Source organism: Nonomuraea rhodomycinica (assembly GCF_013363995.1).
In the GTDB taxonomy this organism is placed as follows: Bacteria; Actinomycetota; Actinomycetes; order Streptosporangiales; family Streptosporangiaceae; genus Nonomuraea; species Nonomuraea rhodomycinica.
Map to the genome: position 1 here is coordinate 65,086 of NZ_JABWGO010000002.1, position 14,107 is coordinate 79,192.

A 14,107-nucleotide genomic window follows, 5' to 3' on the forward strand; every position below is an offset into this window, starting at 1 on the left:
GACGCGGAGGGGGGTTCGGTGGCGCGACGCGCGCCGGCCCGGCCGCCGGTCGCCGGGGGACGGAACGGAATCACCGACCGTTCCGTCCCCCGGCCTTTTTCGATGCCGGGAGTACGACGGACCGTGGGGGTCATCGTCCTCCCGGCATCTCAGCAGTTTGGAGCCAGGCCCTAGACTTGTCCCCATCACGCGCAACGGCAGGAGGGGGCCGCAGCATGTCCAAGTTCACCGAGATGGGTCTGACCTTCGACGACGTGCTGCTCGTGCCGGGCTACTCAGACCTGCAGCCAGGTGAGGCCGACACGCGTTCACGGCTGTCACGCAACATCACGCTGTCCATCCCGCTGGTCTCCGCGGCCATGGACACGGTCACCGAGGCCCGCATGGCGGTCGCCATGGCCCGGCAGGGCGGCATCGGAGTCCTGCACCGCAACCTGTCGGCCGAGGAGCAGGCCCAGCAGGTCGACCTGGTCAAACGGTCCGAGGCCGGCATGGTCACCAACCCGGTCACCTGCACGCCCGACGACACGCTCGCCGACGTCGAGCGGCTGTGCGCGACCTACCGCATCTCCGGCGTGCCCGTCACCGACCACGACGGCATCCTCGTCGGCATCGTGACCAACCGCGACATGCGCTTCGAGACCGACCAGTCGCGCCGGGTGCGCGAGGTGATGACCGCGGCCCCGCTGGTCACCGCCCCGGTCGGCGTCTCCCGCGACGAGGCGTTCACCCTCCTGCGGCACAACAAGGTCGAGAAGCTGCCCCTCGTCGACGCCGACGGCCGGCTGCGCGGCCTCATCACGGTCAAGGACTTCACCAAGAGCGAGCAGTACCCCCTCGCCACCAAGGACGCCGACGGCCGGCTCGTGGTCGGCGCGGCCGTGGGCGTCGGGGGCGACGCCGAGGCCCGCGCCAAGGCCCTCATCGAGGCGGGCGTCGACGTCATCGTCGTGGACGTCGCCCACGGCCACTCCAAGGGCCTGGCCGACATGGTCGGCAAGATCAAGGCCAACAGCCGGGTCGACGTCATCGCGGGCAACATCGCCACGCGGGCCGGGGCGCAGATGCTTGTCGAGGCGGGCGCCGACGCCGTCAAGGTGGGCGTCGGGCCGGGCTCCATCTGCACCACGCGGGTCGTCGCCGGGGTCGGCGCGCCGCAGGTGACCGCGATCCACGAGGCGTCGCTGGCCTGCCAGCCCGCCGGGGTGCCGGTCATCGGCGACGGCGGCCTGCAGTACTCCGGCGACATCGTCAAGGCGATCGCCGCGGGCGCCGACACGGTCATGCTCGGGTCCCTGCTCGCCGGGTGCGAGGAGTCGCCGGGCGAGCTGATCTTCATCAACGGCAAGCAGTTCAAGTCGTACCGGGGCATGGGGTCGCTGGGCGCGGTCCGCAACCGCGAGCGCGGCGGCACCTCCTTCAGCAAGGACCGCTACGCCCAGGCCGAGGTCGGCGGCGAGGACAAGTACATCCCCGAGGGCATCGAGGGCCAGGTCCCCTACCGCGGCCCGGTCGCCGCGGTCGCCCACCAGCTCGTCGGCGGCCTGCGCCAGGGCATGTGGTACGCGGGGTGCCGCACGATCCCGCAGATGCACACCGACTGCCAGTTGATGCCGATCACCTCGGCGGGCCTCAAGGAGAGCCACCCGCACGACATCCAGATGACCGTCGAAGCTCCGAACTATCACAGAAGGTAATCCATGACTCAGCAGGTGGAGATCGGCCGGGGTAAGACGGGGCGGCGGGCCTACGCGCTCGACGAGATCGGCCTCGTCCCCTCGCGGCGTACGCGTGACCCGGAGGAGGTCTCGATCGCCTGGCAGATCGACGCCTACCGGTTCGAGCTGCCCGTCGTCGTCGCCCCCATGGACAGCGTGGTCTCGCCCGCCACGGCGATCGAGATCGGCCGGCTCGGCGGCCTCGCGCCGCTCGACCTCGAAGGGCTCTGGACGCGCTACGAGGACCCGCTGCCGCTGCTGGAGGAGTGCTCGGGGCTCGACGCGGAGGCGGCGACGAAGCGGCTGCAGGAGATCTACGCGGCGCCGATCAAGGAAGAGCTGATCGGCCGGCGCATCGAGGAGATCCGCGCCTCCGGCGTGACGACGGCCGTGCGGCTGTCGCCGCAGCGCACCGTCCAATACCACAAGGCCGTGATCGACGCGGGCGTCGACATCTTCGTCATCCGCGGCACCACGGTCTCCGCCGAGCACGTGTCGGGCCGGGCCGAGCCGCTCAACCTCAAGCAGTTCATCTACGAGCTGGACGTGCCGGTCATCGTGGGCGGCTGCGCCACCTACACGGCCGCCCTGCACCTCATGCGCACGGGCGCGGCGGGCGTGCTCGTCGGCTTCGGCGGCGGCGCCTCCCACACCACGCGCAACGTGCTGGGCGTGGCCGTGCCGATGGCCACCGCCATCTCCGACGTGGCCGCGGCCCGCCGCGACTACCTCGACGAGTCGGGCGGCCGCTACGTCCACGTGATCGCCGACGGCGGCATGGGCACCTCCGGCGACATCGCCAAGGCCATCGCCTGCGGCGCCGACGCCGTCATGGTGGGCTCGCCGCTGGCCCGCGCCGCCGAGGCGCCGGGCCACGGCTACCACTGGGGTTCCGAGGCGCACCACCCCGACCTGCCGCGGGGGCGGCGGGTGAAGTTCGACACGGTCGGCACGCTGGAGCAGATCCTGCACGGGCCGTCGAGCGTGGCCGACGGGTCGATGAACCTCATGGGCGCGCTCAAGCGCACGATGGCCTCGACGGGTTACTCCGACATCAAGGAGTTCCAGCGCGTCGAGGTGGTCGTCGCCCCGATCCAGCGCTGACCCGCCGCCCGTCTCCCGTCTCCCGGGCTCTCGTAGTCGAGACGCAGGAGGCACAGGGACACACGAGCCCCCGGTCCCGGCTGTTCGCCGGGCCCGGGGGCTTCTGGCGTCACGAGGTGGGCCGGGAGGGAACCCCTGCCGGGCCGCCGCCCAGCCCCGTGAGCGCACCGTCCCCTGCGCGGTCTCCACCGCCCCCGGCTCGGCTCCGGTGCTCCGCCCGGCGGCGGTCTCGTCGGGCGACGCGGGTGGGCGTTCGGGGTGCTGGAGGGGGTGATCGCCGGGGGCGAGGTGTGCGAGGGGGCGCGCAGCACGGCGGCCGGCGAGCCGGCTCAGGGGGCGGCCTGAACGGGGATGCGGCGCGATCTTCGCGAGGCGGCCTGAACGGGGATGCGGCGCGATCTTCGCGAGGCGGCCTGAACGGGGATGCGGCGCGGTCTTCGCGAGGCGGCCTGAACAGGGGCTCGTCGGGCCGTCTCGGAGGGGTGGCTGGGGCCGCGCTCAGGGGGCGGTCTCGTCCCGCCAGATGAGGCTGTGCAGGTCGGCGCCTCGGATGACCTGGACCCGCCACGGCACCAGCCGCAGCACGTGGAGCTCCGGGTCGTCGGGCCCCTGCCAGAAGCCGCCCAGGTCGTACCCGGCGCCCGGCGGACTGCCCTTGGCGTACAGGTTCCAGACGTGGCGGCGCGTCCCGGGGTCGGCGGCCCACTCGGCGACGGCGTCCACGCTCACCGCGTTCTGGCGGGGCGTCCAGTACGAGAACGTGGTGTGCGGGTTGCCCGCCAGGTGGGCGGCCTTGACGGGCGTGCGGTACGTGGCGAGCCAGCCGAGCGGCCGGCCGTCCACCACCTCCCACACGGGGATGAGCACCCGGGCGCGGGGCCGTCCCTTGGCGTCGACCGTGGTCATCGTGGCGTAGACGATGTCGCCGACGTAGGCGGTGAACTGCGGCTCGATCGCCGCGAACGAGGACACCCGGCGGGCCATGGCGGCCCCCTCAGGCCGAGACCCGCGCGGCGGCGGGCTCGGCGGTCTCGGGCGTGCTCGGCCGGCGGGCGGCGCGCAGGCCGAAGGCGGTGACGACGAGGGCGAGCAGCGCGGTGGCCACTGGCACGACGAGGGCCGTCTGGATCGCGTCGAGCCGCGCGCCGGGATCGCTCGCCCCGTTCAGCGCGGCGACGTTCACGGCCGTGACGGCCGCCAGCCCCAGCGCGGTGCCGAACTGGAAGGCGGTGTAGAGCAGCCCGCCGGCCAGGCCGTGCTCGTGCTCGGCCACGCCTTCCGTGGCGGCCATGGTGAACGGCCCGTACGCGAGGGAGAACGACAGGCCGAGCAGCAGCATGGACGGGAACATGGCGGCGTAGGTCCAGTCGGGGCCGACCGGCAGGAACAGCGCGTACGCGACGGCCGCCAGCACCAGTCCGCCGAACAGCACCCGCGCGTTGCCGAACCTGTTCACCAGGCGCGGCGTCAGGGTCGGGGCCAGCACGGTGTCGAGCCCGATCACCAGCATGGCCAGGCCGGTCTGGATGGTGCTCCAGCCGCGCAGCTCCTGGAGGTAGAGGGTGGCCAGGAACTGGAACCCGGCGAACGAGGCGAGGAACAGCAGCGCGCCGAGGTTGGCGCGGACGAGCGGCCCCGACCGCAGGACGCCCAGCCGGACGAGGGGGTGCGCCGTGCGCCGCTCGATCACCACGAACGCGCCCAGCAGCGCCAGCCCGGCCGCGAACACGGCGACGGTGACCCAGGTGTCCCGGTCCAGGTGCTCCAGCCGGATGACCCCGTACACGAGCAGCAGCATCGACCCGGTGATGGAGAGCGCCCCGGCGATGTCGAACCCGCCCCGAGGCGCCGGCTCCGAGTCCGGCGCCGGCTCCTTGACCAGGGGGATCGCCGCCACCAGGAGCGACGCGGACAGCAGCACCGGGGCGAAGAACACCCATCGCCAGCCGAGCGCGGTCAGCAGCCCGCCCGCGACCAGGCCGAGCGAGAAGCCGCCGGCCGCGATGCCCGCGTACACGCCGAGGGCCTTGGTGCGCTGCGGCCCCTCGGGGAAGTTGCCGGTGACCAGGGCCAGCCCGGCGGGCGCCATGAACGCCGCGGCCACACCCGTGACGAACCGGGCGAGCAGCAGCGTCCATCCCTCGCCGGCCAGGCCCCCCAGCCCCGAGAACACGAGGAACACCGTCAGCCAGGTCAGGAACATCCGGCGGCGGCCCAGGAGGTCCGCGGCCCGGCCGCCCAGCAGCATGAAGCCGCCGTAGCCCAGCACGTACGCGGTGACCACGCCGCTGAGCACCTCCGTGGACAGCCCGAGGTCGGCCCGGATGGCGGGCAGCGCCACGTTGAGCATGGCCACGTCGATGCCTTCGAGGAAGACGGCGCCGGCGAGGACGAAGAGGACGCCCCAGGAGCGCGCGCCCATGCGTTCGACGCGTTCGGTAGAGGGAGACATGAGGACCTTCCGCATTGATGGTTCTCTTCGGTAACTGGAACCATCTTTGGTCACCGGCCCCACGCTGGGAAGACGGCACTTCAGGGTCACTCGGTTACCGCCACGTCACCGTCCTCCACCTCCTACGACGTCACTCCAGATTCGTGTGCCGTGAGCGCGACACCTCCACCGGCTCGTCCCGGCGCGCCCGGACCCGGTTCGTGACCAGGTCGGCCAGCACGAACAGGGCGATCTCGTACGCGCTCCCCATGGGCAGCACGGCCGCCGAGGCGAGGTCGTCGGCCATGGTCTGCGCCCGGACGTGGACGACGCGATCCGCCTGGCTCGCGGGCGGGGCGCCGGGCTGCGCCGTCAGGTACAGCAGGCGAGCGCCCGCCCGCACCGCCACCCCGGCCAGCGCCTCGACCGTGGACAGCCGGCCCGGCCCGCAGGACAGGACGACCAGGTCACCCTCTCCCACGGCGGGGCAGGTCATCTCGCCGGCGTAGTGCGCGTCGAGGCCCGCGTGGAACAGCCGCATCACGAGGCCGCGCAGCGCCAGGCCCTCGCGGCCCGGCGCGTAGCAGGCGATCCGGCGGGCCGCGAGCAGCTCGCCCGCGACCGTGTCCAGCACGTCCCCGGGCACGCTCGCGACCGCGGCGGCGATCTCTTCCATGGCTCGCGCGGCGTCACCGGCGGGCCGGTCGTGCGTGGTCATCGCGCCCTCCTCGACGGGCGGCCGGCGGGCCGGACCCCGTCCCCCAGTGTTCTTCCCGCCGCGGCCAGGCTGTCGCAGGCCGGGCACGGGCCGTGACCCTTATTGACCGATCTCCGGGGGTGCGACGTTGCGACCATCGCCCGATTCCCGGCACGCCCGCCATCCACGGGGCACGTGATCGGCCTCGTGGTGGCCGCCGTGCTCGCGGCCGTCGCCGTGATGTGGGCGCGGCCGCGGGCGGTGCGGCGGGGGCAGGTCGTGAGGTTCGCCGAGGAGACACCGCCGGAGATCGCCGCCGGAGATCGCCGCCCTCCTGCCCAGGGGGCCGGAGCTCTAGGATCCGGGTGTGGCCGATCTTCAGTGGACGCACCAGGTGGAGATGCGGGGCGACCGGGTCGTCAAGCGGTACACCGGCGACGACCTGGAGCTCGCCGGGCGGGAGTGGCGGGCGCTGACGCTGCTGGCCGAGCACGCCCCGGGGCTGGCGCCCCGGCCGATCGCCCTCGAACCGCCCGCGCCGCCCGCCTCCGGCGGGGCCGTGACCATGTCGCGGCTGCCGGGCGTCCCGCTGCGGTCCCTGCCGGACCCCGGGGTGTACGCCAAGCACCTGGCGCGGGCCGTGGGCGAGCTGCACGCGGCGGTGCCCCGCGGCGTCCTCGCCCACCTGCCCGAACGCCCCTGGCAGCTCGGCCCGCTGGTCGCCCACGTCAAGCAGTGGTGCGCCCGCTGGCGGCCCCGCGAACCGCTCGCCGACCGCGCCGTACGCGAGGGCGCGCGGTGGCTGGAGGGATGGCGCCCCGGCGACGAGGGCGTGACGCCGGTGTTCGGCGCGGGCGACGGCAACCTGGCGAACTTCCTGTGGGACGGCGCCCGGGTGCGGATCGTCGACTTCGAGGAGTCCGGGCGCAGCGACCGCGCGTTCGAGCTGTCGGAGATCTCGCAGCACGTGGCGATGTGGGTGGACGGCGAGGTGGACGTCCTCGCCCACGTCGGGCTCACCCCCGCCGAGGAGCGCCGCCTGGACGGCTGCCGGCGGCTGCACGCGCTGATGTGGCTGTTCATCCTGTCCCCCGAGGGGCCGCGCAATCCGCCGGGGACCTTCCGGCGACAGGCCGGGCGCGTGCTGCGATCATTGGGCGCATGAGGCAGGCGCTCGCCGCCGATCTGGCGGCCGTGGAGGAGCTGGTCCGTGCGGCGTACGAGCCGTGGGTGGAGATCGTCGGCATGCGGCCCCTGCCGATGGACGCCGACTACCCCGCGCTCGTCGAGGCGGGCCGCGTGTACGTGACCGACGCCGTCGAGGGGCTCATCGTGCTGGTGCCCGAGGACGGCGCCCTGCTGGTCGAGAATGTGGCCGTGCGCCCCGAGCTGCACGGCCGGGGCATCGGCCGGAGCCTGCTCGCCTTCGCCGAGGACGAGGCGCGCCGGCTCGGCCTGCCCGCGCTGCGCCTCTACACCAACACCCGGATGGCCTCCAACATCGCCCTGTACGCGTCGCTGGGCTACGTGGAGACCGGCCGGACGGGGATCGAGGGCCGTTCCGCGGTCGTCATGCGCAAGGAGCTCAGCCCCCCAGCGGTCAGCCCCCCAGCACCCCCAGCAGGTGGGTGACCTCGCGGGTGACCGCGTCGCGGCCCGAGCGCACGTACTTGCGCGGGTCCACGACCTTCGCGTCGTGCGCCAGGTGGTCGCGGATGGCGCCGGTGAACGCCTTGTTCAGGTGCGTCGAGATGTTGATCTTCTTCATGCCCTGCCGTACGGCGGCGCGCAACGTGTCGTCGGGCACGCCCGAGGAGCCGTGCAGCACCAGCGGCACCGGCACGGCGGCGCGCAGCTCGGCGATGAGGTCCAGGTCGAGCACGGCGTCCTTGGTGGTCATGGCGTGGGAGCTGCCCACGGCGACGGCCAGCGCGTCCACGCCGGTGCGCGCCACGTAGTCCACGGCCTCGTGCGGCTTGGTCCGGGCGCCCGGCGCGTGGACGCCGTCCTTGCCGCCCACCTCGCCCAGCTCGGCCTCCACCCACGCGCCCCGCTCGTGGCACCAGGCGGCGACGGACGCGGTGACGGCCACGTTCTCCTCGTCGGGCAGCGCCGAGGCGTCGAACATCACCGACCGGATGCCCAGCTCCACCGCCTCCTCGACCAGCGTCCGGTCGGTGGCGTGGTCGAGGTGGACGGCCACCGGCACGGAGGCGCGGCGGGCGATCGCGAGTGAGGCGAGCGCGACGGGCTCCAGCGCGCCGTGGTAGCGGACGCAGTTCTCGCTGATCTGGAGCACCACGGCCACGCCGAGCGCCTCGGCGCCCGCGACGATCGCCGTGGCGTGTTCGAGCTGGATGACGTTGAAGGCGCCCACCCCGGCGGGGGACGTGCGGATGATGTCGCCGGTCACGGCGAGAGGCATGGCGGGCTCCTCCTGGCTCAGGTGATCTCGATGAGCGGGTGCGTCCGGGCGTAGACGTCGCGGTCGAAGTCGCCGGCCACCGGGGCGGCCACGGCCGCCGCGCCGAGCGCCGCGGCCGTGCGCAGGCGTTCGGGCCACGCGGCGCCCTCGACCAGGCCGAGCGCGAGCCCGGCCACGAGCGAGTCGCCGGCGCCCGTCGGGTTGCCCTCCACCCGGTACGGCATGCGGGCCCGGAACGTCCCCTCCGGCGTGACCGCGTACAGGCCCTCCTCGCCGAGCGAGACGACCACGGACTCGGCCCCGCGGGCCCGCAGGTGCTCGGCCCCCTCGACCGGGTGGCCGTGCGGCGGCACGGCGCGGGCCAGTTCCTCGGCGTTGGGCTTGACGATGGCGGGACGCCCGACGGGCGCGTGCCGCAGCGCCGCGCCGTCGGCGTCGACGATCGCCGGCACCCCGTGCTCGGCGGCCAGCGCCGCCAGCTCCGCGTACGTGCCGGCCGGCACGCCCCGGGGCAGGCTGCCCGAGATGACGACGGCCTCGGCGCGCTCCAGCAGCGACGCGTACACGCGGCCGAACTCCCGCAGCTCCGCCTCCGACACCTCCGGGCCGGGCTCGTTGAACAGCGCGGCCCCGCCGCCCCCGCCCGCGACGGCCAGCGTCGTCCGGGACTCGGCGGCGATCGGGACCAGCGCCCGGGGCAGCCCGGCGGCCTCCAGGTCGGCCTCGATGGCGCGGCCGACGGGGCCGCCGGCCAGACCGGTGACCAGCACCTCCCGGCCGAGGCCGTGCAGCACGCGGGCGACGTTGACGCCCTTGCCGCCGGCCCGCCGGTGCACGGAGCGGACCCGGTTGACCCCGGTCCAGTCGATCTCGGGCACCTGGTAGGTGACGTCGAGGGCGGCGTTGAGCGTCACGGTGAGGATCATCAGGGCTCCGTGACCCAGGCGCCGCGCCGCATCACGCCGGCCACCTCCAGCTCGTCCGTGAGGACGACCAGGTCGGCGGCCTTGCCGGCGGCGATCGAGCCGATCGTGTCGTCGAGGCCGAGCACGCGGGCCGGGGTGAGCGAGGCCGTCACGGCCGCCTCGGGCAGCGTCAGGCCCACCTCCTGGACGGCGCGCCGGAAGGCGGCGTCCATGGTCAGCGTGCTGCCCGCGATGGAGCCGCCCTCGGTCAGCCGGGCCACGCCGCCGGACACGGTCACCCGCAGCGCGCCGAGCACGTACGCGCCGTCGCCGGCCCCGGCCGCCGCCATCGCGTCGGTGATCAGCGCCGTGCGGTGCGGGCCCGCCGCAGAGCAGGCCAGCCGGACCATCGCCGGATGCACGTGGACGCCGTCGTTGACCAGCTCGACCGTGACCCGCTCGTCCTGCAGGAGCGCGGCGACCGGGCCGGGGGCGCGGTGGCCGAGCGGCGGCATCGCGTTGTAGAGGTGGGTGGCCACGGTGGCGCCCGCCTCGATGCCGTCGAGGGTCTGCTCGTAGGTGGCGTCGCTGTGGCCGAGCGCCGCGATCACGCCGTGCTCGCGGGCCGCGCGGATGGTGTCGAGGGCGCCCGGCAGCTCCGCGGCGATCGTCAGCATGCGGACGTGGCCGCGGCCGGCCCTCACCAGCCGCTCGAATTCGCCCGGCGACGGCTCGCGCAGCAGCGCGGGGTCGTGCGCGCCGCAGCGGGCCGCGGAGATGTACGGGCCCTCGAAGTGCAGGCCGGCCAGCAGGCCGTCGTCGCACAGGTCGGCCAGCGACGCCGCCGCGGCCTCCAGCGCGGGCACCGTGGCGGTGACCAGGCTGGCGACCATGGTGGTGGTGCCGTGTCGCCGGTGCAGCTCCACGGCGGCCCGCGCGGCGTCCTGGTCCCCGGTGGGGAAGGAGCCGCGGGCGCCGCCGTGGTTGTGGATGTCGACGAAGCCCGGGACGACGTACCGGCCGCGCAGGCTGTGACCGGCGCGCGGCGCGCGGCCCTGGCCGACGTGCGTGATGCGGCCGTCCTCGATGGTCAGCCAGCCGTCGTGGACGCCTTCGGGGGTGACGACGCGGGCGTCGGCGAGAGTGAGGCTCATGAGGAAAGGATCACAGATCGCGTGAGGTGCAACGGCTCGTCGGGGTCGAGACCGCGGGCGGCGGCCCGGGCGACCGCGACGCGCTGGGCGCGGATCAGCTCGGCCATCGGGTCGAGCCCGCTCTCGAAGAACGTGCCGCCGGTGGCCTCCACCTGCTCGCGCAGCCCCTCGGGGGCCTTGCCGAGCATCCAGGTGACGCGGCCCGGCCCGGCGATGCTGATCGGGCCGTGCCGGTACTCCATCGCCGGGTACGCCTCGGTCCAGGAGCGCGACGCCTCGCGCATCTTCAGCGCGGCCTCCTGCGCGAGGCCCACCGACCAGCCGGTGCCGAGGAAGCTGAACTGCTCGGCCTCCACCAGCGCCGGATCGAGCGGCGCGGCCAGCACGTGCTCGGCGTCGGCGATGGCCGGGCCGAGGTCCTCGCCGAGGCTGGCGCGCAGCATGGCGAGCTGGGTGGTGGCGAAGCGGGTCTGCACGACGGAGCGCTCGTCGGCGTAGTCGAGCACGATGACCTGGCCGGCGGCGGCCATGATCGGGGTGTCGGGGTCGGCGGTGACGGCCGTGGTGGGCGAGCCGGTCCGGGCCAGGTACTCCAGGACCTCGGTCGTGGTGCCGGAACGGCTCAGCGCGAGGACCCGGTCGTAGCGGCGGCCCGTGGGCGCCTCGGAGGCGGCGAACGCGTCGGTCTCGCCCTGCCCGGCGCGCTCGCGCAGGGCCGCGTACGCCATGGCGACGAACCACGAGGTGCCGCAGCCGACGACGGCGACGCGCTCGCCGGGGACGGGCAGCGCCCCCGCCGGCACGTCGGAGACGGCGCGGCGCCAGCACTCCGGCTGGGAGGCGATCTCGGCTTCGGTGTGGGTGGTCACCAGTTACCTCCCGGTGCGGAGTTTGCTTGTTCCTGTGCTTTTTATAGCAGAAAAGAGCACAATTGTGCAGAGGTGGCTGCCCCGCTCCTGGGTGTGCCAGGCTGGCAGCCGACGGAGCCCTGAGGAGGCGAGCGTGTCCCGATACGACCGGTGGAACGCCATTCTTGAGCTGCTCGCTCAGGAGGGCCGCCTGTCCGTCGAGGAGGCCGCGCAGGCGCTCGACGTCTCCGCGGCGACCATCCGGCGCGACTTCGACCAGCTCGCCCAGCAGCAGATGCTCATGCGCACGCGGGGCGGCGCCGTCGCCCAGAGCGTCAGCTACGACCTGCCGCTGCGCTACAAGACGGCCCGGCACGCCGACGAGAAGCACCGCATCGCCGCGGCCGCCGCCGGGCTGGTCTCCGCCGGGTCGGTGGTCGGCATGAACGGCGGCACCACCACCTCCGAGCTGGCCCGCGCGCTCGCCATCAGCCCCGCGCTGGAGTCGGGGTTCACGGTCGTCACCAACGCGCTCAACATCGCCTCGGAGCTGACCGTCCGCCGGCACGTCAAGATCGTCGTCACCGGCGGCGTGGCGCGCCAGCAGTCGTACGAGCTGATCGGCCCGCTCGCCTCCGGCGTGCTGGAGCAGGTGACGCTCGACGTGGCCTTCCTCGGCGTCGACGCCATCGACGTGGAGCTCGGGGCCTCGGCCCACCACGAGGGCGAGGCGAGCGTCAACCACCTGCTCATCAGCCGCGCCCAGCACGTGGTGGCCGTGGCCGACGCCTCCAAGGTGGGCCGCCGGGCGTTCTCCCGGATCTGCCCCATCGGCGAGATCGACACGCTCGTCACCGACGACCGGCTCCCCGACGAGGAGGCCGCCCGGCTCACCGAGGCGGGCGTCAAAGTGGTGCGCGCCTGACCGCTCCGATGCGCGCCCCGATGTGGCGAGGGCGACACCCCCGGCGTTACATGCCGTTCGGCCGACGGGTAGGTATGGGAGCGCAAGCGGACGAACCCCCGTACCCAGGGAGTGTTATGACGGCGGGAAGGGGCGAGGCCCGGCTGGGGCCCGCCGAGCGGACGGCGGCGCTGGCCCGGATGAGCGCCGAGGAGCTGGACGTCGTCGTGGTGGGAGGCGGCGTGGTCGGCGCGGGCGTGGCGCTCGACGCCGCCACCCGGGGCCTCGACGTCGGGGTGGTGGAGGCGCGCGACTTCGCATCCGGCACCTCCTCCCGCTCCTCCAAGCTGATCCACGGCGGGCTGCGCTATCTGGAGCAGCTCAACTTCGAGCTCGTCCGCGAGGCGTTGCAGGAGCGGTCCCTGCTGCTCCAGCGCATCGCGCCGCACCTGGTGCGGCCCGTGCCGTTCCTCTTCCCGCTGACCCACTTCGCGTGGGAGCGGCCGTACGTGGGGGCCGGGGTCGCGCTCTACGACACGCTGGGGTTCGCCTCGGGCCTCACCCGGGGCGTGCCGGGGCACCGGCACCTGTCCCGCTCCCGGGCGCTGCGGCTGGCGCCCGCGCTGCGCAAGTCCGCGTTCACCGGGGCCGTGCAGTACTGGGACGCCCAGGTCGACGACGCCCGCTACGTGATGACGCTGCTGCGCACGGCCGCCTCCTACGGCGCGCACGTCGCGCCGCGCGCCCAGGTCGTCGGGTTCCTGCGCGAGGGCGAGCGGGTGACCGGGGTGCGGGTGTGCGACCTGGAGAGCGGCGACGAGTTCGAGATCCGCGCCCAGCAGGTCGTCAACGCCACCGGCGTGTGGACCGACGACATCCAGGAGCTGGTCGGCGGCCGGGGGCAGATCCACGTTCGTGCCTCCAAGGGCATCCACCTGGTGGTGCCGCGCGACCGCATCCACTCCTACACCGGCATCATCCTGCGCACCGAGAAGTCGGTGCTGTTCGTCATCCCGTGGGGCCGCCACTGGATCGTCGGCACCACCGACACCGAGTGGACCCTCGACAAGAGCCACCCGGCCGCCTCCCGCACCGACATCGACTACCTGCTCGACCACGTCAACGAGGTCCTGTCGGTGCCGCTGACCCGCGACGACGTCGAGGGCGTCTACGCGGGGCTGCGCCCCCTGCTGTCGGGCGAGTCCGACGAGACCTCGAAGCTGTCGCGCGAGCACGTCGTCGCCCACCCGGTGCCGGGGCTGGTGATGATCGCCGGAGGGAAGTACACGACGTACCGGGTCATGGCCAAGGACGCCGTGGACGCCGTGGCGCACGGCCTCGACCAGCGCGTCCCGTCGTCGTGCACCGACCGCATCCCGCTCGCCGGCGCCGAGGGCTACCAGGCGCTGTGGAACTCCCGCCACCGCATCGCCCACGACTCCGGCCTGCACGTGGCCCGCATCGAGCACCTCCTGCAGCGGTACGGCTCACTGATCGACGAGGTGCTGGAGCTGATCCGGGAGGACCGGACGCTGGCCAGGCCGCTGAACGGCGCCGACGACTACCTGCGCGCCGAGATCGTCTACGCCGCCACCCACGAGGGCGCCCGGCACCTGAACGACGTGCTGACCCGCCGCACCCGCATCTCCATCGAGACGTTCCACCGGGGCCAGGCCGTCGCCCAGGAGGCGGCCGAGCTGATGGCCGGGCCGCTCGGCTGGGACGCGGAGCAGGTCAAGGCGGAGGTCGAGTACTACACCAAGCGGGTGGAGGCCGAACGCCTCTCCCAGGAGCAGGACACCGACCAGGAGGCCGACGCGATCCGGCTGGGCGCCCCCGAGATCGTCCCGGTCGTGACCCCGGAACGTCCTTGAGGCGCCCTCCGGTTCCCGGGATCCGCTCGTGCCGTCGCCGAAGCCCG

The 14,107-nt window shown here is 74.0% G+C and carries 13 protein-coding genes; 6 read left to right on the forward strand and 7 right to left on the reverse strand.

What is annotated here, in order from left to right; all coding sequences use genetic code 11:
- The first annotated feature begins 215 nt into the window (after positions 1-215).
- Entirely contained in the window at positions 216-1,697 is a 1,482-nt protein-coding gene (gene guaB, locus HT134_RS11440) for an IMP dehydrogenase (RefSeq protein ID WP_175600345.1), read from the forward strand.
- Positions 1,698-1,700: 3 nt separating this feature from the next.
- Positions 1,701-2,822 (forward strand): GuaB3 family IMP dehydrogenase-related protein, encoded by a 1,122-nt coding sequence (locus HT134_RS11445; protein WP_217707781.1) that lies wholly within the window; start codon positions 1,701-1,703, stop codon positions 2,820-2,822.
- A 498-nt stretch (positions 2,823-3,320) separates the two neighbouring features.
- On the opposite strand, the gene HT134_RS11450 is transcribed toward HT134_RS11445, so the two are convergent.
- The 3 genes from HT134_RS11450 to HT134_RS11460 form a co-directional block, all read right to left on the reverse strand.
- Positions 3,321-3,806 carry a pyridoxamine 5'-phosphate oxidase family protein gene (locus tag HT134_RS11450; protein ID WP_175600346.1) on the reverse strand — a complete coding sequence of 162 codons (486 nt, stop codon included), beginning with the start codon at positions 3,804-3,806 and terminating at the stop codon, positions 3,321-3,323.
- A gap of 10 nt (positions 3,807-3,816) precedes the next feature.
- Complete coding sequence (locus tag HT134_RS11455) at positions 3,817-5,274, reverse strand: MFS transporter (protein WP_217707782.1); 1,458 nt, start codon at positions 5,272-5,274, stop codon at positions 3,817-3,819.
- A gap of 130 nt (positions 5,275-5,404) precedes the next feature.
- Positions 5,405-5,971, reverse strand: coding sequence for a phosphoheptose isomerase family protein (locus HT134_RS11460; protein ID WP_175600347.1), 567 nt, complete (start codon positions 5,969-5,971; stop codon positions 5,405-5,407).
- Positions 5,972-6,317: 346 nt separating this feature from the next.
- On the opposite strand from HT134_RS11460, the gene HT134_RS11465 reads away from it, so the two are divergent.
- Both HT134_RS11465 and HT134_RS11470 read left to right on the forward strand, forming a co-directional pair.
- Positions 6,318-7,115, forward strand: coding sequence for a phosphotransferase family protein (locus tag HT134_RS11465; protein WP_217707783.1), 798 nt, complete (start codon positions 6,318-6,320; stop codon positions 7,113-7,115).
- Positions 7,112-7,582, forward strand: a complete 471-nt coding sequence (locus tag HT134_RS11470; protein WP_175600348.1) for a GNAT family N-acetyltransferase — start codon at positions 7,112-7,114, stop codon at positions 7,580-7,582. Before HT134_RS11465 ends, HT134_RS11470 begins: the two co-directional genes overlap by 4 nt.
- Here the strand turns inward: HT134_RS11470 and HT134_RS11475 are convergent.
- Genes HT134_RS11475 through HT134_RS11490 form a run of 4 tightly spaced genes read right to left on the reverse strand, consistent with a single transcriptional unit; the run spans position 7,551 to position 11,303 of the window.
- A complete protein-coding gene (locus HT134_RS11475; protein ID WP_175600349.1) occupies positions 7,551-8,375 on the reverse strand; it encodes a class II fructose-bisphosphate aldolase in 825 nt (274 codons plus the stop codon). The two genes, HT134_RS11470 and HT134_RS11475, sit on opposite strands and share 32 nt — an antisense overlap.
- Before the next feature lie 17 nt (positions 8,376-8,392).
- Positions 8,393-9,301, reverse strand: a complete 909-nt coding sequence (locus HT134_RS11480) for a 1-phosphofructokinase family hexose kinase (protein WP_175600350.1) — start codon at positions 9,299-9,301, stop codon at positions 8,393-8,395.
- A complete protein-coding gene (nagA, locus tag HT134_RS11485) occupies positions 9,301-10,434 on the reverse strand; it encodes an N-acetylglucosamine-6-phosphate deacetylase (protein WP_175600351.1) in 1,134 nt (377 codons plus the stop codon). The genes HT134_RS11480 and nagA overlap by 1 nt, the downstream gene beginning before the upstream one ends.
- Positions 10,431-11,303, reverse strand: a complete 873-nt coding sequence (locus HT134_RS11490) for an SIS domain-containing protein (protein WP_175600352.1) — start codon at positions 11,301-11,303, stop codon at positions 10,431-10,433. The genes nagA and HT134_RS11490 overlap by 4 nt, the downstream gene beginning before the upstream one ends.
- Positions 11,304-11,436: 133 nt before the next feature.
- Between HT134_RS11490 and HT134_RS11495 the strand changes: the two genes are divergently transcribed.
- Together HT134_RS11495 and HT134_RS11500 are read left to right on the forward strand one after the other, a co-directional pair.
- Positions 11,437-12,207, forward strand: coding sequence for a DeoR/GlpR family DNA-binding transcription regulator (locus tag HT134_RS11495; protein WP_175600353.1), 771 nt, complete (start codon positions 11,437-11,439; stop codon positions 12,205-12,207).
- Between the two features lie 116 nt (positions 12,208-12,323).
- A complete protein-coding gene (locus HT134_RS11500; RefSeq protein WP_175600354.1) occupies positions 12,324-14,060 on the forward strand; it encodes a glycerol-3-phosphate dehydrogenase/oxidase in 1,737 nt (578 codons plus the stop codon).
- Positions 14,061-14,107 lie beyond the last annotated feature (47 nt).